Source organism: Streptomyces sp. NBC_01551, assembly GCF_026339935.1.
GTDB lineage: Bacteria > Actinomycetota > Actinomycetes > Streptomycetales > Streptomycetaceae > Streptomyces.
This window is the reverse complement of sequence record NZ_JAPEPX010000001.1, coordinates 2,157,098-2,175,162: the sequence shown is the minus strand read 5'-3', so window position 1 is coordinate 2,175,162 and position 18,065 is coordinate 2,157,098. Positions and strand designations below refer to the sequence as shown.

The following is an 18,065-nucleotide window of genomic DNA, read 5'->3' as shown; positions in this document are numbered from 1 at the left end:
AGGTCCTCACGTCACACGTCACATACGGAAGATGCCGAAAGCCGAATCGCCCAGCGGGGCGTTCGCGCACGCGGTCAGGGCCAGTCCCAGCACCTGCCGGGTCTCCATCGGGTCGATGACCCCGTCGTCCCACAGCCGCGCGGTGGCGTAGTAGGCGTTGCCCTGCTCCTCGTACTGCGCGCGGACCGGGGCCTTGAAGGCCTCCTCGTCCTCCGCCGGCCAGTCCTGGCCCGCGCCCTCGATCTGGTCGCGCTTGACGGTGGCGAGCACCGAGGCGGCCTGCTCGCCGCCCATGACGGAGATCTTCGCGTTGGGCCACATCCACAGGAAGCGCGGCGAGTACGCCCGGCCGCACATCGAGTAGTTGCCCGCGCCGTAGGAGCCGCCGACGACGACGGTCAGCTTCGGGACGCGGGTGCAGGCCACGGCCGTGACCATCTTGGCGCCGTGTTTGGCGATGCCGCCGGCCTCGTAGTCGCGGCCGACCATGAAGCCGGAGATGTTCTGGAGGAAGAGGAGCGGGATCCCGCGCTGGTCGCACAGCTCGATGAAGTGCGCGCCCTTCTGGGCCGACTCGGAGAAGAGGATGCCGTTGTTGGCGACGATGCCGACCGGGTGTCCGTGGATCCGGGCGAAGCCGGTGACCAGCGTCGTGCCGAACTCGGCCTTGAACTCCTGGAAGCGGGACCCGTCCACGATCCGGGCGATGATCTCGCGCGCGTCGTACGGGGTGCGGGAGTCCACCGGGACCGCGCCGTACAGCCCGGCCGGGTCCACCTTGGGCTCTTGCGGAGCCTCGACCGCCCAGGGCAGGGCCCCGCGCTCGGGCAGGGTGGCCACGATGTTCCGTACGATCCGCAGCGCGTGCGCGTCGTCCTCCGCGAGGTGGTCGGTGACGCCGGAGGTCCGGGAGTGGACCTCGCCGCCGCCCAGTTCCTCGGCGGTGACGACCTCGCCGGTGGCGGCCTTCACCAGCGGCGGGCCGCCGAGGAAGATCGTGCCCTGGCCGCGCACGATGACGGCCTCGTCGCTCATCGCCGGGACGTACGCGCCGCCGGCGGTGCAGGAGCCGAGGACGGCCGCGATCTGCGGGATGCCGGCGCCGGACATGCGCGCCTGGTTGTAGAAGATGCGGCCGAAGTGCTCCCGGTCGGGGAAGACCTCGTCCTGCATGGGGAGGAAGGCGCCGCCCGAGTCGACCAGGTAGAGGCAGGGGAGACGGTTCTCCAGGGCCACCTCCTGGGCGCGCAGGTGCTTCTTGACGGTCATCGGGTAGTACGTGCCGCCCTTGACGGTGGCGTCGTTCGCGACGATCACACACTCGCGGCCGCTGACCCGGCCGATGCCCGCGATGACCCCGGCGGCAGGGGCCGCGCCCCCGTACATCCCCTCGGCGGCCAGCGGGGCCAGCTCCAGGAACGGGGATCCGGGGTCGAGGAGGGTGTCCACGCGGTCGCGGGGAAGCAGCTTCCCGCGGGCGGTGTGGCGGGCGCGGGCCTTGTCGCCGCCGCCGAGCCGGGCCGCGTCGAGCCGGGCGCGCAGGCCCTCGGTCAGCTCGCGGTGGGCGGCCTCGTTGGTCCGCCAGGCCTCGGACGCCGGGTCCGCGGCGCTCGTCAGCACTGGTGCCTGCTGCATCGGTCGAGCTCCCTTGCTCGGTGCACGCTGTTAATGAGCGTTAACGCATGTACCGCCTAGGTTAACGAGCGCTAACGGCCCTGTCTAGAATGGATTCCCATGAGCACCAGTGCCGCCGCCCCGACCCGTCGCGAGCAGATCCTCAGCGAGGCCGCCCGCCTCTTCGCCGAGCGCGGATTCCACGGCGTGGGCGTGGACGAGATAGGGGCCGCGGTGGGCATCAGCGGCCCCGGCCTGTACCGCCACTTCGCGGGCAAGGACGCCATGCTCGCCGAGCTGCTGGTCGGCATCAGCGAACGGCTGCTGACCGGTGGGCGCCGCCGGGCGCAGGAGGCGGCCGGTGACCCCTCCCTGGTGCTGGCCTCCCTCATCGACGGCCACATCGACTTCGCGCTCGACGACCGGGCGCTGATCACCGTCCACGACCGGGAGCTGGACCGGCTGCGCGACGCCGACCGCAAGCTCGTGCGCCAGTTGCAGCGCCAGTACGTGGAGCTGTGGGTGACCGTCGTACGCGAACTGCACCCCCAGGTGGGCGAGGCGGAGGTGCGGGTGTCCGTGCACGCGGTGTTCGGCCTGCTCAACTCCACTCCGCACCTGGCGGCGCTGGGCCGGGAGGCGACGGAATCACTGCTGCGCAGGCTCGCGCACGGGGCCTTCGGCGCGCTCTCCGGATGACCCGGCGCGTCCGGTGGGCGGGATGGACGGGACGGCTCCGCCCGGGCGGCGGCAGAATGGGCGTATGCCGATGCCGATAGAGACGTCCGTACCCACCCGCGCCGAACTCGTCGACCACCTGGTCCGCACCCGGATCGCCGGGGACGTCGCGACGCCACGTGAGAACAACCTCTCCCACTACCGCAAGCTCGCCAACGGCGATCGGCACTACTGGCTCGGCCTGGAACTGGGCGACCGCTGGGCCGACGAGCAGGACGTGCTCGCGGTGATGGCGGAGCGGTGCGGGGTCGTGGACGACCCGGCGCACCGCTACGGCCAGGACACGATCGACCCGGAACTGACGGTCGCGGGCCTGGACCGGCTGGCGGCCCGGCTGCACAAGGCCGCGCTGGACCGGCAGAGCGTGCTGCTCGCCACCGGGCACCCCGGCGGCCTGCTGGACGTCCACCGGGCGACGGCGGCGGCGCTGCGCGCGGCGGGGTGCGAGATCGTCGTCATCCCGTCCGGCCTGATGGCCGACGAGGGCTCGGTGTGGCAGTTCGCGGACGTCGCGGTGCTGGAGCGCGGCGCGACCCTGTGGCACACCCACTCGCCGGCCCCGATGGCGGCGATCCTGGACGGCCTGGCGGCCACCGGGCGCCCGCAGCCGGACCTGGTCGTCGCCGACCACGGCTGGGCGGGCTGCGCGGCGCAGCGCGGCCTGGACGCGGTGGGCTACGCGGACTGCAACGACCCGGCGCTGTTCCTGGGCGAGGCGGAGGGCACCCTCCAGGTGGCGATCCCGCTGGACGACCACGTTCGCGACCCGCGTTTCTACGACCCGATGGTGGCGTACCTGCTGTCCACGGCGGGCCTTCTCTAGCGACGCCGGCGCCCGGCGCGGCGCCGGCACCGGGCTGTGCGGGCGCCCCGTGCCAGCGGCCCGCGAGCGTCCTAGCCGAGCCAGTCGGTCATCTCGGTCTGGACGGCCGAGCCGTCGAGGTCCGCGAGCTTCATGCCCACGAAGTCGCGGGCCCAGTCGGAGGTCTGGATCCGGAACGGCATCTTCTCGGCGGTCAGCGCCTCGATGACCGGCGCCGCCGCCTGCTCCGCCGACGCTCGTCACGGTGATGACCCGGCCGCCCGAGGCGCGCAGGTGGGGGAGCGCGATCCGGGTGAGCTCGGCGACGCCGAAGAAGTTGACCTCCATGACGTCCCGCAGCCGCTCCATGCTGTGCTGCTCGATGGTCCCGACGAAGCCGGCGCCCGCGTTGTTCACGACCGCGTCGAGGTGCCCGTGCTCGGCGACGACCTCGGCCACGCACGCGGCCGCGGAGTCCGCGTCGGTCACGTCGAGCCGCTTGACCTGGACCAGGTCGGCGACGCCGGCTTCGGAGGCGGCCTTCAGCAGGGCGTCGGCCTTGGTGGTGTCGCGCATGGTGGCGACGGTGTGCCAGCCCGCCCGGGCGGCGGCGACCGCGGCGGCCAGGCCGATGCCGGAGGAGGTGCCGGTGATGAGGACGGTCTTGGTGGTCTTGGCACTCATGGAAGGCTCCCTAGGTTTGTGCGTGCACACACACATTATCTTTGTGTGCGTGTGCACGCAACCCGGTATCCTTGCCCCATGGCGCACACGAATCTGAACCTGGACGGTCTCACCCCCCGCGACCACGCCTTCTACGGCCTGGTCTGGGCCGGCACCACCCTCACCGCCCGGGTCGACCAGGCCCTCACGCGCCGCCACGACCTGCCGTTGTCGTGGTTCGAGGTCATGCTGTGGCTGAGCGTCCAGCACGAGCCGGTCGCCCCCTCCGAGCTGGGCGCCAGGACCCTGCTCAGCCGCAGCCAGGTCTCGCGCGTCGCCGATTCCCTCAGGGCCCGCGGCCTGGTCGAGCGGGTCCCGTCCCCGACGGACGCCCGGTCCGTGGGCATCGCCCTCACCGAGGACGGCCGCCGCGCCTTCGCGGAGGCCGACGCCACCCGCCGCGAGGCCCTCGCCGAGGTCTTCGACTCCCGCCTCGACGACGCGGACATAGCCGCGCTGGAGGCCGTCTGGGCCAAGCTCAAGGCCCAGCCGAGGGAATAGCGCCCCCGCTGCCACCGCCCTTCCGGCGAACGGGCGTTGTCAGTGCCGGCCGCTAGCGTCGAAGGCGTGACGAATCCGCCGAAGACACCGAACCCGCTGTCCGTACTGGCCGACGATCCGCAAGGCCGCTCCCTGGGACTGGAGTTGCCGCCGGGCACGCTGATCGGCCGGCCCGGCGGGCGGGCGTGGCTGCGGGGCAACGCGCGGCGCGAGCCGCTGCTGTGGGTCTCCGACGCGCCCGTGGGCGCCGGTGCGCTCGCCGCCTGCCGCGGTCCCGCCCTGGCCGCGGGCCTTCAGGCCGTGCTGTTCCAGGAGCGGCGCGGTCTGGAGAGCTGGTGGACCCGCGACGAGCTGAGCCCCGCCTCGATGTCCGACCCCGACGACCACCACGTCGAGCCGGTCCTGCGCGCGTTCTGGGCCCGGGTCGTCCCCGACCCCGAGGAGGGCGACGGTCCCGACGGCGCCGGGCTGATCGCCCCCTTCGGCCGCGACTGGCCGGGCCTGGCGGAACACCGGACCCCGCAGGGGGGCCCGGACGAGGACGACCCGGAGGCCGTGGCCCTCGCGCTTGCCGACGAGCTGATCCGGGACGGCGTCCTGCCGGGCCCGCGTCTGGCGCTGATACCCGCCGGCCGGGGAGCCGACGTACCCACGGCGATGGGCTGGCGCGGGCCGACGAACTACGAGAGCGACATGGCCCTCATCAGCACCGTCCTGCGCTCCTGGGAGGACCGCTTCGGCGCCCGCGTGCTCGCCCTCGGCTTCGACGAGCTCCACTTGTCCGTGGCCGCCCCGCCGCTGACGACGGCCGCCGCGCTGCCGGTCGCCGCCGAGCACTTCGCCTTCTGCCCCGACAACGTCTGGCAGGGATCCGGCAGCGTGGGCGCCTACACGGACGAGGCCGTGACCGGCTCCGCGTCCTGGGGGTTCTGGTGGGACTGATCCGGGGGCGCCGCCAGTGCTGTGACCGCACTAGGTGCGCGGGACCCGCACCACGCCTTCCTGGATCACGGTGACGGCCAGCCGGCCGTCCTGCGTCCAGATACGGGCCTGGCCCAGGCCCCGCCCGGCGGACGAGGAGGGAGACTCCTGGTCGTACAGCAGCCACTCGTCGGCGCGGAACGGCCGGTGGAACCACATCGCGTGGTCCAGCGAGGCGCCCACCACGTCGCCGACCGCCCAGCCGCCCCGGCCGTGCGCGAGCAGCACCGAGTCCAGCAGGGTCATGTCCGAGACGTATGTGGCCAGGCAGGTGTGCAGCAGGGCGTCATCGCGTTCCAGCTTGCCCGCCGTACGGAACCACACCTGCGTGCGCGGCTCCACCGGTTCGCCGACGCTGCCCCACGGCGGGGTCGTCGCGTACCGCAGGTCCACCGCGCCGCGCGCGTCGATCAGCCGCTCCACCGTGCCGGGGTCGCGGAAGATCTCCCGGTACGCGGGCAGCGACTCGGCGGCGGTCGGCAGGGTCTCCGGATCGGGCGCGTCCGGCATCGCGACCTGGTGGTCGAGGCCCTCCTCGTACGTCTGGAACGACGCGGAGAGGTGGAAGATCGGCTGCCCGTGCTGGACGGCGACGACCCGGCGCGTGGTGAAGGAGCGCCCGTCGCGGATCCGGTCCACCGAGTACACGATGGGCGCGCCCGGGTCCCCGGCGCGCAGGAAGTACGAGTGCAGCGAGTGCGCCGTGCGGTCCGCGGGCACGGTGCGGCCGGCCGCGACCAGCGCCTGCGCCGCGACCTGACCGCCGAAGACGCGCGGTACCAGCGACGGACGGCTGGTACCGCGGAAGATGTTCTCCTCGATCTGCTCCAGGTCGAGCAGATCGAGGAGGGTCGTCAGTGCCTCGTTCATGAGGGGAAGGGTAAGTCCGGAAGGGGTGAGTCCCTTGTCCCGGAAGGCCCTTACAGGCCCATCGACTTGGCGATGATGGACTTCATGACCTCGCTGGTGCCGCCGTAGATGCGGTTCACGCGGTTGTCGGCGTACAGGCGGGCGATCGGGTACTCGTTCATGTAGCCGTAGCCGCCGTGCAGCTGGAGGCACTTGTCGATGACGCGGTGCGCGACCTCGGTGCAGAACAGCTTCGCGGAGGCGGCCTCGGCAGCGGTCAGCTCACCGGCGTCCAGGGCCTCCAGGGCGCGGTCGGCGACGGCCTCGGCCGCGTCCACCTCGGCCTGGCAGGCGGCCAGCTCGAACTTGGTGTTCTGGAAGTGCGCGACGGGCTTGCCGAAGACGGTGCGCTCGGTCACGTACTGCTGGGCGAACCGGATGGCGGCCTTGGCCTGCGCGTACGCGCCGAAGGCGATGCCCCAGCGCTCGGAGGGCAGGTTGGCGCCGAGGTAGTAGAAGCCCTTGTTCTCCTCGCCCAGCAGGTCCTCGACCGGCACCTTGACGTCGACGAAGGCCAGCTCGGCCGTGTCGGAGGTGCGCAGGCCGAGCTTGTCCAGCTTGCGGCCGATGGAGTAGCCCTCGGACTTGGTGTCCACGGCGAAGAGGGAGATGCCGAAGCGGCGGTCGTCCTCGCGCGGAGCGGAGGTGCGGGCGCAGACGATCACGCGGTCGGCGTGCACGCCACCGGTGATGAAGGTCTTGGCGCCGTTGAGGACGTAGTGCGTGCCGTCCTCGGAGAGCTTGGCGGTGGTCTTCATGCCCGCGACGTCGGAGCCGGTGCCCGGCTCGGTCATGGCCAGGGCCCACATCTCCTCGCCGGAGACGAACTTCGGCAGGTAGCGCTTCTTCTGCTCGTCGTCGGCCAGCATCTTGATGTAGGGGAGGGCGAGCAGCACGTGCACGCCGGAGCCGCCGAAGTTGACGCCCGCGCGGGCGGTCTCTTCGTAGAGGACGGCCTCGAACTTGTGGGTGTCCAGGCCCGCGCCGCCGAACTCCTCGGGCACGTTGATGCCGAAGATGCCCAGCTCGCCGAGCTTGTAGTAGAAGTCGCGCGGCGCCTGGCCGGCGGCGAACCACTCGTCGTAGACGGGGACGACCTCGGCCTCGACGAAGGCGCGGATGGTCTCGCGGAATGCCTCGTGGTCCTCGCTGAAAACGGTACGGCGCACGGCCGACCCTCCCTCTGCGGCTAAACCGCCGACCGCTCTCGCGGAGGTGGTCGCGCGCCGTCGTGGTTGCTCAATTGATGGCTGATGTCTAAGCGCTTGCTCAATTAAGTTACCGGCCGGTTGTCATGCCTGTCCAGAGAACGTAGCGCGAACCACAGCTCCATCCGGGTGTCCGGGTCGTCGAGGTCGCGCGCGAGCAGCGCCGTGCACCGGGCGATGCGCTGGCGGACGGTGTTGCGGTGGACTCCGAGGTCGGCGGCCGTCCGGTCCCAGCTGCCGTGGTGGGCCAGCCAGGCGCGCAGGGTCCGTGCGTGCTCCGGGTTCAGCGGGGCGAGCAGGGCCCTCGCGTGGGCCAGGGCCTCCGCCGGGTCGAGCAGGGCGTCCAGGCCCCCGGCGGTGTGTCGGGCCAGCGGGGCCCGGGCCGCCTCGGCGCGGCGCAGCGCCCGCCGGGCCTGCGCCTCGGCGGTGGCGAGCGCCCCCGGTCCGGCCGGAGCGCTCACCCCCAGGCGCCAGCCGGGCCGCGGGGCGGGCTCCCGCTCGGCCAGCAGGCGTACGTCCTCCCCGTGGGAGTCCACGAGTACGGTGCCCAGCGCCGCCGCGAGGGCCTGCGGATCCCCGGTGCCCCGGGCGTGCACCACGTGCCACGGGCCGGGGCCGAGCGCCTCGGCGGGGGAGTCGCCGAGCAGCAGCCGGGTCAGCGTCCCGGCCTCCGTCCCGGCCGGGCGGTGCGTGGTCAGCAGCGTCAGCAGCACGGCGGCGATCGCGGTGATCGCGTGATCGCCCGGCGTGCGGTCCGGGACGGCGACACCGAGCACCCGCCCCTCGCCGCCCAGGGGGTACGCCGTCAGGTGCCACCCCGCCGCGGAGTCGGTCGCGGTGGCCGGGCCGCCCGGCGCGCCGACCCGGGTGAGCAGCGCGGCCAGCGCCCCGGCGGCCTCGGCGGGCAGGGCCCGGCCCGCCGGCTCCGCCTGGCCGGGCGGGAGCAGGGTGACGTGGCCGGCCAGCGTCGCCGCCAGCCGGCGCAGCAGCGCCGGCACCGGATCGGGCCGGGCGGCGGCCGCGGCCAGCGACTGCTGGGCCTCGGTGACCCGGCGCAGCTCGCGGGTCCGGGCCTCGGCCATCAGTCGCCAGACGGTGCGGGCGACCGCGGTGAAGGGGGTGCGCGGCGGGACCTCCAGCAGCGGCAGCCCGTGCCGCGCGCATGCGGCGACCAGCGCCGGGGGCACCTCCTCGTACACCGGCGCCACGCCGAACCCGAGCGCGGCCGCGCCGGCCGCGACGAGCCGGGCCACGTAGGCGTCGGCGTCCGCCTCCAGCTGGGCTCCGGCCGTGAGCAGCAGCTCCCCGCCCAGGAGGTAGGGGGAGGGGTCCGCCATCTCGGACGCGTGGACGGCGTGCACGGCGACGCCGACCGGGGCGCCGTCCGTGTCTCCCGCGGCGGCCTGGCCGCCCTCGCCCACCAGCGCGCGCAGGCCGAGTTCGCGGTCGGCGAGGAGGGCCGCGAGCGCGACGCCGGGCGTGGGCGGCGTGGGCGGCATGGGTGGTGTGGGTGGTGTGGGTGGTGTGGGCGGGGCGGACGGCATGGCCGGCATGGATACTCCGTACATATCAGCGATGACCTGTGGATGAAACGTACACTTCGCGGCTCCCCGGGGTCCGCTTACGCTCGAAGGACCGCACACGTCAGTACGTACAGAGACAAAAGGGGCACCCCTCATGAGCACGCAGCCGCGCGGACCCGTCGACTCCTCCCGCATCCCGCGCTACGCGGGCCCCGCCACCTTCGCGCGCCTGCCCCGCCTCGACGAGGTCGGCTCCGCCGACGTCGCCGTCGTCGGTGTCCCGTTCGACTCCGGTGTCTCGTACCGCCCCGGCGCCCGCTTCGGCGGCAACGCCATCCGCGAGGCCTCGCGCCTGCTGCGCCCGTACAACCCGGCCCAGGACGCCTCCCCGTTCGCGCTCGCCCAGGTCGCCGACGCCGGTGACATCGCGGTGAACCCCTTCAACATCAACGAGGCCGTCGAGACGGTCGAGGCCGCCGCCGACGAGCTGCTCGGCTCCGGCTCCCGCCTGATGACCCTCGGCGGCGACCACACCATCGCGCTCCCGCTGCTCCGCTCGGTCGCCAAGAAGCACGGCCCGGTGGCCCTGCTCCACTTCGACGCGCACCTCGACACCTGGGACACGTACTTCGGCGCCGAGTACACGCACGGCACCCCGTTCCGCCGCGCCGTGGAGGAGGGCATCCTCGACACCGAGGCGCTCTCCCACGTCGGCACCCGCGGCCCGCTGTACGGCAAGCAGGACCTGGACGACGACGCCAAGATGGGCTTCGGCATCGTCACCTCGGCCGACGTCTACCGGCGCGGCGCCGACGAGGTCGCGGACCAGCTGCGCCAGCGCATCGGCGACCGTCCGCTGTACATCTCGATCGACATCGACGTGCTCGACCCGGCGCACGCGCCCGGCACCGGCACCCCGGAGGCGGGCGGCATGACCTCCCGCGAGCTGCTGGAGATCATCCGCGGCCTGTCGTCCTGCAACCTGGTTTCCGCCGACGTCGTCGAGGTCGCCCCGGCGTACGATCACGCCGAGATCACCTCGGTCGCGGCCTCGCACACCGCGTACGAGCTCACCACGATCATGAGCCGTCAGATCGCTGCGGCGAAGGCGAAGGGCAACTAAGCACCGTGACGCACGACCACGACCTGGTACTCCGTCCCACCGACGCCCAGAAGGCGGCCGCCCTCGCGCCGCCGCCGGGCCGGACGGGCGGGGACCTGGTCGTGGAGACGCTGCGCTCGCTCGGCGCGAACACCGTCTTCGGCCTGCCGGGCCAGCACGCGCTCGCCCTCTTCACCGCGGTCGGCCGCTCCGACCTGCGCCTGGTGGGCCTGCGTACGGAGAGCAGCGCGGCCTTCGCGGCCGACGCGTACGGCCGGATGACGGGCGAGGCGGTCCCGCTGCTGCTGTCCACCGGCCCGGGTGCCCTGATGTCCCTGCCGGCCCTGGCGGAAGCCGCCGCGGCGTCCGCCCCGGTCGTGGCGATCTCCGCCCAGGTCCCGACCGCGGGCCTCGGCGGCGGCCGCCGCGGCCACCTGCACGAGCTGCGCGACCAGTCCGCCTCTTTCCGCGAGGTGGTGAAGTCGGTCCACAGCGCGCGCACCCCCTCCCAGATCCCCTCGGTGATCGCGGAGGCCTGGGAGTCGGCCCTGGCGGCCCCGCCCGGCCCGGTGTTCGTCGAGATCCCGGAGGACGTCCTGCGCGCCGAGACCGTGATCCCGCAGGTCACGGGCGTGGACGCGACCCCGCACGAGCTGGCGCCGCGGCCCGAGCTCACCGCCGTGGCCGCCCACTGGCTGGAGAACGCCGCCCGCCCCGTGATCATCGCGGGCGGCGGGGTCATCCGGTCGGACGCGGCGGGCAAGCTGCGCCGACTCGCGGAACGGGTCAACGCCCCGGTGGTCACCACCTACGGCGGCAAGGGCGCCTTCCCCTGGACCCATCCCCTCTCCCTCCAGTCCTGGCTGGAGGACCGCCACATGACGGACTTCCTGGAGGACGCGGACGTCCTGCTGGTCGTGGGGTCGGGGCTCGGCGAACTCTCCTCGAACTACCACACGTTCTTCCCGACGGGCCGGGTCATCCAGATCGAGGCGGACCTCGGCAAGCTGGAGTCCAACCACGCGGGCCTCGGCATCCACGCGGACGCCCGCCTGGCGCTCCAGGCCCTGCTGGAAACGGTGTCCGAACGCGAGGACCCGTCGGCTCCGGAGCGCGTCCGCCTGCTCCTGGCGGACATCGAGACCCGCCTCGCCGCGCAGGACGTGGCCCTGGAACAACAGCTCCTGACCTCGATCCGCGCGGCCCTGCCCCCGCGCTCCCCGTCCTTCTGGGACATGACGATCCTGTCCTACTGGGCCTGGTCGGCCTTCGACGCGAAGCACCCCAACACCATGCACTCGGCGCAGGGCGCGGGCGGCCTCGGCTACGCCTTCCCGGCGGCCCTCGGCGCGGCCCTCGCGGAACCGGGCACCCCGGTCCTGGCCGTTTCCGGCGACGGCGGCGCGATGTACTCGATCGCCGAACTGGCCACCGCCGTCCAGCACGCCCTGGACGTCACCTGGCTGATCGTGGACGACGGCGGCTACGGCATCCTGCGCGAGTACGGCTGCGCGACGGGCACCGACCTCCCCGGCCCCGACTTCGCGGCCCTGGCCGCCTCCTTCGACGTCCCGGCGACGACCACCACCCCGGATTCCCTCCGCGCGGACCTCACCAAGGCCCTCAAAACCCGGGGCCCCTCGGTCGTCATCCTCCCCACCACCCTCAAGATCTTCACCCCGACCCACCTCTGACTTCGGCCCACACGGCCTTCCCGATCCCGCACCGCCGTGGACACTGCCCCCACCGCAGGGCGAGCGCGGCCACGACGGCGAGCCGCGCTCCACGACCTGATCCGCCGCCACCGGGAACCCCTCGAAGACCCCGATACCGGCCCGCGGCCTCAGCCGCGCCGATCCGGCCGCCTCGGCCGGGCGTTCCCCGGAAGGGTGAAGTGCGCGCGCGGGGTCACGTACGGGAGTGCGATTGTTGCAGCGGGATGAAATCCGCCGGTCGGCGCGTTGGGGGAGGCGGCAGGACCGGACGAACGGGGAGGCATCACGTGGCGGCGGCAGAGACGGCGGCTGAGGGAAAACAGGGCTGGGGCAGGAGGCTCGCCGCGTACACCTGGCGGTACAAGCTCAATGTGCTGCTCGCGCTCGGGTCCTCGCTGGCCGGGATGGCCGTCATGGCGCTCGTGCCGCTGATCACCAAGGTGATCATCGACGACGTCATCGGGGACAAGACCAAGTCCATGGGCGTCTGGGCCGGCCTGCTCATAGGCGCCGCGGTGCTCGTGTACGTGCTGACCTACATACGCCGGTACTACGGCGGCCGGCTCGCGCTCGACGTGCAGCACGACCTCCGCACCGACATGTACGACACCATCGCCCGCCTCGACGGCCGGCGCCAGGACGAGCTGTCCACCGGACAGGTCGTCGGGCGGGCCACCAGTGACCTGCAGCTCATCCAGGGCCTGCTCTTCATGCTCCCGATGACCATCGGGAACTTCCTCCTCTTCGGGATATCCCTCGGCGTCATGCTGTGGCTGTCCCCGCTGCTCACCCTCGTCGCGCTGCTCATGGCCCCGGCCCTCTGGTTCATCGCCAAGCGCAGCCGCAAGAAGCTCTTCCCCGCCACCTGGTACGCCCAGGGCCAGGCCGCCGCCGTCGCCGGCGTCGTCGACGGCGCCGTGACCGGCGTCCGCGTCGTCAAGGGCTTCGGGCAGGAGGAGCAGGAGACCGGCAAGCTGCGCGCCGCCGGCCGCCGCCTGTTCGCCGGGCGGATGCGGACCATCCGCCTCAACTCGCGCTACACCCCCGCCCTCCAGGCCGTGCCCGCCCTCGCCCAGGTCGCGATGCTGGCCCTCGGCGGCTGGATGGCCACCGAAGGCCAGGTCACCCTCGGCACCTTCGTCGCCTTCTCCACCTACCTCGCCCAGCTCGTCGGCCCCGTCCGCATGCTCGCCATGGTGCTCACCGTCGGCCAGCAGGCCCGCGCCGGCGTCGAGCGGGTCTGCGAGCTGATCGACACCGAGCCCGTCATCCGGGAGGGCACCACCGAGCTGCCCTCCGACGCGCCCGCCACCGTCGAGTTCGAGGACGTGGCCTTCGGGTACGACCCCGAGCGGCCCGTGCTCGACGGCTTCTCCCTCTCCCTCGCCGAAGGCGAGACCGTGGCCCTCGTCGGAACCTCCGGCTCCGGCAAGTCCACCGTCTCCCTCCTGCTGCCGCGCTTCTACGACACCGACCGCGGCACCGTCCGCGTCGGCGGCCACGACGTCCGCGACCTGACGTACGACTCCCTGCGCGCCGCCATCGGCCTGGTCCCGGAAGACTCGTTCCTCTTCTCCGACACCATCCGCGCCAACATCGCCTACGGGCACCCCGCCGCCACCGACGAGCAGATCGAGGGCGCCGCCCGCGCCGCCCAGGCCGAGGGCTTCATCCAGGCCCTGCCCGCCGGTTACGACACCAAGGTCGGCGAGCAGGGGCTCACCCTCTCCGGCGGCCAGCGCCAGCGCATCGCCCTCGCCCGCGCCATCCTCACCGACCCCCGGCTGCTGCTCCTCGACGACGCCACCTCCGCCGTGGACGCCCGCGTCGAACACGAGATCCACGAGGCGCTGCGGGCCGTCATGGCCGGCCGCACCACCCTCCTCATCGCCCACCGCCGCTCCACGCTCGGCCTGGCCGACCGGATCGCCGTACTCGACCGCGGCCGCCTCGCAGACATCGGCACCCACGAGGAGCTGGAGCGCCGCTCCCCCCTCTACCGCCGGCTGCTCACCGACCCGGACGCGCTGGGCGCCGGATCGCCGCGCACCCCCGACGCGCCGCCGATGGCCGAGTTCGAGCGCGACCTGGACCGCAACATCGAGCGCGACATCGAACTCGAAGCCGAGATCGACTCCGAACAGGTCAGCGCCAAGCGCCGGGTCGCCGACGGGGTGACCCCCGAGCTCTGGCGCCGCCGGGAGACGACCGACGCCGTCACCGGTCCCGCCATCGACGGCATGCCCGCGACCCCCGAACTGCTCGCGCAGGTGGCCGCGCTGCCGCCGGCCGAGGACACCCCCGACGTGGACGAGACCCGCGCCGCGGCCGCCGAGGACAGCTACGGCCTGCGCCGGCTGCTCCACGGCTTCTGGGCGCCGCTCTCCATCAGCCTCGGCCTCGTCGCCGTCGACGCCGGTTCCGGGCTGCTCCTGCCGATCCTGATCCGGCACGGCATCGACAAGGGCGTCGAGCAGGCCGCCCTCGGTGCCGTCTGGGCGGCCGCCCTCCTCGCCCTCGTGGTCGTCGTGGCGCAGTGGGCCGCGCAGTTCGCCGAGACCCGGATGACCGGCCGTACTGGCGAGCGCGTGCTGTACGCGCTCCGCGTCAAGATCTTCGCCCAGCTCCAGCGCCTCGGCCTCGACTACTACGAGCGCGAGCTGACCGGCAAGATCATGACCCGGATGACCACCGACGTGGACTCCCTCTCCAGCTTCCTGCAGACCGGGCTCGTCACCGCCGTCGTCTCCGTCTTCACCTTCTTCGGCATCCTGGTCGCCCTGCTCGTCCTCGACGTCGAACTCGCGCTGATCGTCTTCGCCACCCTCCCCGTCCTGGTCGTCGGCACGATCGTCTTCCGCCGCAGGTCGGTCGCCGCCTACGAGCTCGCCCGCGACCGGGTCAGCCTGGTCAACGCCGACCTCCAGGAGTCCGTCTCCGGCCTGCGCATCGTCCAGGCCTTCCGCCGCCAGGGTTCTGGCGCCGCCCGGTTCGCCGAGCGCAGCGACTCGTACCGCGAGGCCCGGGTGCGCGGGCAGTGGCTGATATCCGTCTACTTCCCGTTCGTGCAGCTGCTGTCCTCGGGCGCCGCGGCCGCCGTGCTGATCGTCGGCGCGGGCCGGGTCGAGGCCGGCACCCTCACCACCGGCGCGCTGGTCGCGTACCTGCTCTACATCGACCTGTTCTTCGCCCCCGTGCAGCAGCTCTCCCAGGTCTTCGACGGCTACCAGCAGGCGACCGTCTCCCTCGGCCGCATCCAGGGGCTGCTGCGCGAACCCACCACCACCCCGCGGCCCGAGGTCCCGGTCGAGGTGCGGGAGCTGCGTGGCGACATCGCCTTCGAGGACGTCCGCTTCGCCTACGGCACCGCCGAGGAGCGGGGCGAGAAGGGCGAGGCGCTGTCCGGAATCAGCCTGCGGATACCCGCCGGGCAGACCGTCGCCTTCGTCGGCGAGACCGGGGCCGGCAAGTCCACCCTGGTCAAGCTCGTGGCCCGGTTCTACGACCCGACCTCCGGCCGGGTCACCGCCGACGGCACCGATCTGCGGGAGCTCGACATGACCGCGTACCGCCACCGCCTCGGCGTGGTCCCCCAGGAGCCGTACCTGTTCCCGGGGACGGTCCGCGACGCCATCGCCTACGGGCGCACCGGGGCGAGCGACGCCGAGGTGGAGGCGGCCGCCCGCGCGGTCGGCGCCCACGACATGATCGCCACCCTGGACGGCGGCTACCTGCACGCCGTCGCCGAGCGCGGCCGCAACCTCTCGGCCGGCCAGCGCCAGCTGATCGCGCTGGCCCGCGCCGAACTCGTCGACCCGGACGTGCTGCTGCTCGACGAGGCCACCGCCGCGCTCGACCTCGCCACCGAGGCGCAGGTCAACCAGGCCACCGACCGGCTCGCGGGCAAGCGGACCACCCTGGTCGTGGCGCACCGGCTGACCACCGCCGCCCGTGCCGACCGGGTCGTGGTGATGGACCGCGGCCGGGTCGTGGAGGACGGCTCCCACGCCGAACTGCTGGCCCGCGGCGGCCGGTACGCCGAGCTGTGGCGCACGTTCGTCGGGGAGGACGAGCGGGCCGCCGCCTGAGCGGAACCCGGACCGCCCTGACCGGCGGTTTCCCAAGTCTGCCCTTTTGGACCCCCTGGACGGCCCTTGCCCCGCGCAACCATCCAGGGGGTCCGCGCGTCGTACGTACGTGCGTACCGCGCGCCGTGTTACGTACGACCGATCGGGGGACTACATGCTGTACGGAGGCAAGGGGAGGGGCCGACGGGCCGCGCTCCTCGGGGCGTTGGCATCGGCTCTGTGGTTCTGCGTCGGCGGGCTGCTGACGGCCACCCCGGCGCACGCCGCGGGCGGTGGCTGCCCGGGGCGGCTGGTCACGTCGCTGCCGTTCTCGACGGGCGAGGTCCGCGTCTACAAGAGCCGCACCCAGGCGTGCGCCATGACCGTGACCCACCGCCCGGGCACGCGCCGCGCCATGTCGGTCAGCATCCAGCCGCGTGGCGGAGTCCCTGTCCGCGATTCCGGGCAATTCACCCGCTATGCCGGACCTGTCACCGTTGGTGCGATCAACCGCTGTGTGTATGTAAAGGGCAGCGTGGGGGCCGGATCGGTCGCTTCCGGCTGGATTCTGTGCTGATCGGCACCTGACCCGCAGGTCGGCGGGCCGTCCCGGGTCCGGCCTGGCCCGAAAGGCAGCTCTTGCGGCCCAACTTGGTCTGGTCATGCATGTGTTGACCCCGCTAGGTTCACGCGCACCGCAGTGAACTGAAGGGGAGGGTCTATGCGCAAGACGCTCGGATGGCTGCTGTCGCTCGTGGTGCTCATCGGCACCATGGGTGCGGCCGGGTTCACGGCTCAGGCGGCCACAGCCGCCGGCCGCGCCGCCGGCCCGGACATCAAGGACCGGATTCTCGGCGTCCCGGGGATGAGCCTGGTCGAGGAGAAGCCGTACCCGGGGTACCAGTTCTTCGTCCTGAACTACACGCAGCCGGTGGACCACAAGAACCCCTGGAAGGGCACCTTCCAGCAGCGTCTGACGCTGCTGCACAAGGACACGTCCCGCCCGACGGTGTTCTTCACGTCCGGCTACAACGTCAACACCAACCCGCGCCGCAGTGAGCCGACGACCATCGTCGACGGCAACCAGGTGTCCCTGGAGTATCGGTTCTTCACTCCCTCCCGGCCCGATCCCGCCAACTGGGCGAACCTGGACATCTGGCAGGCCGCCAGCGACCAGCACCGCGTCTTCACCGCCCTGAAGAAGATCTACACCAAGAACTGGCTCGCCACGGGCGCCAGCAAGGGCGGCATGACGGCCACCTACTACGAGCGCTTCTACCCGCGTGACATGGACGGCGTCGTCGCGTACGTCGCGCCCAACGACGTCGTCAACAAGGAGGACTCGGCCTACGACCGGTTCTTCACCAAGGTCGGCACCAAGGAGTGCCGCGACAAGCTGAACGCCGTGCAGCGCGAGGCGCTCGTGCGCCGCGACGCGCTGGAGGTCAAGTACGCGGCCGCCGCCGCCGAGAACGGCTGGACCTTCACCACCATCGGCAACCTTGACAAGGCCTACGAGGCCGTCGTCCTCGACTACGTGTGGGCCTACTGGCAGTACAGCCTGCTCTCCGACTGCGGCACCATCCCGACGGCCGCCACCGCGACCGACCAGGAGATCTGGGACTCGATCGACACGATCTCCGGCTTCTCGGCCTACACCGACCAGGGACTGGAGACGTACACGCCGTACTACTACCAGGCGGGTACCCAGCTCGGTGCGCCCACCATCAAGCTGCCGCACCTGGGCAACCTGAGCCGCTACGGCTACCAGGGCCCGCGGAACTTCGTCCCCCGCGACATCCCGATGTCCTTCCAGCCGACGGCCATGGCGGACGTGGACAGCTGGGTCCGCGACAACGCCAACCAGATGCTGTTCGTGTACGGGCAGAACGACCCGTGGGGCGCGGAACCGTTCCACCTCGGCTACGGGGTGCGCGACAGCTACGTGATGACGGCTCCGGGCGCCAACCACGGAGCCAGCGTCTCCAAGCTCCTGGACGGCGAGAAGACGCTGGCCACCGCGAAGATCCTGCAGTGGGCCGGAGTGGCCCCGGCCGCCACGCTCACCGACGCGGGCCGGGCGACGCCGCTGGCGAAGCCGGACGCGCGGCTCGACCAGCATGACCTGGAGCGCGAGCAGCAGCTGCGCCCGTAGCTCCCAGGTAGCCCCAGCGCCCAAGGG

Annotated in this window: 13 protein-coding genes and 2 pseudogenes; 9 read left to right on the top strand and 6 right to left on the bottom strand. The window is 72.6% G+C overall.

Translation table 11 applies throughout. The annotated features are described in order from the left end of the window. Positions 1-18 precede the first annotated feature (18 nt). Entirely contained in the window at positions 19-1,635 is a 1,617-nt protein-coding gene (locus OG982_RS09730) for a carboxyl transferase domain-containing protein (protein WP_266787999.1), read from the bottom strand. 99 nt (positions 1,636-1,734) lie between these two features. Between OG982_RS09730 and OG982_RS09725 the strand changes: the two genes are divergently transcribed. Together OG982_RS09725 and OG982_RS09720 are read left to right on the top strand one after the other, a co-directional pair. Next, positions 1,735-2,313 carry a TetR/AcrR family transcriptional regulator gene (locus tag OG982_RS09725; RefSeq protein WP_266788000.1) on the top strand — a complete coding sequence of 193 codons (579 nt, stop codon included), beginning with the start codon at positions 1,735-1,737 and terminating at the stop codon, positions 2,311-2,313. Positions 2,314-2,383: 70 nt separating this feature from the next. Further along, positions 2,384-3,175 carry a phosphatase gene (locus OG982_RS09720; RefSeq protein ID WP_266792075.1) on the top strand — a complete coding sequence of 264 codons (792 nt, stop codon included), beginning with the start codon at positions 2,384-2,386 and terminating at the stop codon, positions 3,173-3,175. A gap of 71 nt (positions 3,176-3,246) precedes the next feature. Here OG982_RS09720 and OG982_RS09715 read toward each other — a convergent pair. After that, a pseudogene (locus OG982_RS09715) lies at positions 3,247-3,838 on the bottom strand (SDR family NAD(P)-dependent oxidoreductase). A 78-nt stretch (positions 3,839-3,916) separates the two neighbouring features. On the opposite strand from OG982_RS09715, the gene OG982_RS09710 reads away from it, so the two are divergent. Together OG982_RS09710 and OG982_RS09705 are read left to right on the top strand one after the other, a co-directional pair. Further along, complete coding sequence (locus OG982_RS09710) at positions 3,917-4,378, top strand: MarR family winged helix-turn-helix transcriptional regulator (RefSeq protein ID WP_266788001.1); 462 nt, start codon at positions 3,917-3,919, stop codon at positions 4,376-4,378. 66 nt (positions 4,379-4,444) lie between these two features. Then, positions 4,445-5,320, top strand: a complete 876-nt coding sequence (locus OG982_RS09705; RefSeq protein WP_266788002.1) for a DUF4253 domain-containing protein — start codon at positions 4,445-4,447, stop codon at positions 5,318-5,320. 30 nt (positions 5,321-5,350) lie between these two features. Here OG982_RS09705 and OG982_RS09700 read toward each other — a convergent pair whose 3' ends face one another. The 3 genes from OG982_RS09700 to OG982_RS09690 all read right to left on the bottom strand — a co-directional run bounded on the left by OG982_RS09700 (position 5,351) and on the right by OG982_RS09690 (position 8,975). Continuing rightward, complete coding sequence (locus OG982_RS09700) at positions 5,351-6,229, bottom strand: acyl-CoA thioesterase II (RefSeq protein WP_266788003.1); 879 nt, start codon at positions 6,227-6,229, stop codon at positions 5,351-5,353. Between the two features lie 50 nt (positions 6,230-6,279). Continuing rightward, on the bottom strand, positions 6,280-7,437 hold the full coding sequence (locus OG982_RS09695; RefSeq protein WP_266788004.1) for an acyl-CoA dehydrogenase family protein: 1,158 nt from the start codon (positions 7,435-7,437) through the stop codon (positions 6,280-6,282). Positions 7,438-7,541: 104 nt separating this feature from the next. Next, positions 7,542-8,975: a PucR family transcriptional regulator gene (locus OG982_RS09690; protein ID WP_266948334.1), complete on the bottom strand. Its 1,434-nt coding sequence runs from the start codon at positions 8,973-8,975 to the stop codon at positions 7,542-7,544. A gap of 178 nt (positions 8,976-9,153) precedes the next feature. Between OG982_RS09690 and speB the strand changes: the two genes are divergently transcribed. Both speB and OG982_RS09680 read left to right on the top strand, forming a co-directional pair. Further along, positions 9,154-10,122: an agmatinase gene (speB, locus tag OG982_RS09685; RefSeq protein WP_266788005.1), complete on the top strand. Its 969-nt coding sequence runs from the start codon at positions 9,154-9,156 to the stop codon at positions 10,120-10,122. 5 nt (positions 10,123-10,127) lie between these two features. After that, positions 10,128-11,795 (top strand): thiamine pyrophosphate-binding protein, encoded by a 1,668-nt coding sequence (locus OG982_RS09680; protein WP_266948333.1) that lies wholly within the window; start codon positions 10,128-10,130, stop codon positions 11,793-11,795. On the opposite strand, the pseudogene OG982_RS30965 reads toward OG982_RS09680, so the two are convergent. After that, positions 11,776-11,895, bottom strand: a pseudogene (locus OG982_RS30965) (ATP-binding protein); the annotation flags it as partial. The gene OG982_RS09680 and the pseudogene OG982_RS30965 sit on opposite strands and share 20 nt — an antisense overlap. A 208-nt stretch (positions 11,896-12,103) precedes the next feature. Between OG982_RS30965 and OG982_RS09675 the strand changes: the two are divergent. The 3 genes from OG982_RS09675 (at position 12,104) to OG982_RS09665 (ending at position 18,038) form a co-directional block, all read left to right on the top strand. Further along, entirely contained in the window at positions 12,104-15,904 is a 3,801-nt protein-coding gene (locus OG982_RS09675) for an ABC transporter ATP-binding protein (RefSeq protein WP_266788007.1), read from the top strand. A gap of 205 nt (positions 15,905-16,109) precedes the next feature. Beyond that, positions 16,110-16,460: a hypothetical protein gene (locus OG982_RS09670; protein WP_323139240.1), complete on the top strand. Its 351-nt coding sequence runs from the start codon at positions 16,110-16,112 to the stop codon at positions 16,458-16,460. 144 nt (positions 16,461-16,604) lie between these two features. Continuing rightward, a complete protein-coding gene (locus tag OG982_RS09665; protein WP_266948332.1) occupies positions 16,605-18,038 on the top strand; it encodes a S28 family serine protease in 1,434 nt (477 codons plus the stop codon). Positions 18,039-18,065: the final 27 nt, after the last annotated feature.

Coding starts and splice junctions, on each gene's coding strand:
- OG982_RS09730 (WP_266787999.1), bottom strand. CDS start 1,635: ATGCAGCAGGCACCAGTGCTGACGAGCGCCGCGGACCCGGCGTCCGAG.
- OG982_RS09725 (WP_266788000.1), top strand. CDS start 1,735: ATGAGCACCAGTGCCGCCGCCCCGACCCGTCGCGAGCAGATCCTCAGC.
- OG982_RS09720 (WP_266792075.1), top strand. CDS start 2,384: ATGCCGATAGAGACGTCCGTACCCACCCGCGCCGAACTCGTCGACCAC.
- OG982_RS09710 (WP_266788001.1), top strand. CDS start 3,917: ATGGCGCACACGAATCTGAACCTGGACGGTCTCACCCCCCGCGACCAC.
- OG982_RS09700 (WP_266788003.1), bottom strand. CDS start 6,229: ATGAACGAGGCACTGACGACCCTCCTCGATCTGCTCGACCTGGAGCAG.
- OG982_RS09690 (WP_266948334.1), bottom strand. CDS start 8,975: ATGCCGCCCACGCCGCCCACGCCCGGCGTCGCGCTCGCGGCCCTCCTC.
- speB (WP_266788005.1), top strand. CDS start 9,154: ATGAGCACGCAGCCGCGCGGACCCGTCGACTCCTCCCGCATCCCGCGC.
- OG982_RS09665 (WP_266948332.1), top strand. CDS start 16,605: ATGCGCAAGACGCTCGGATGGCTGCTGTCGCTCGTGGTGCTCATCGGC.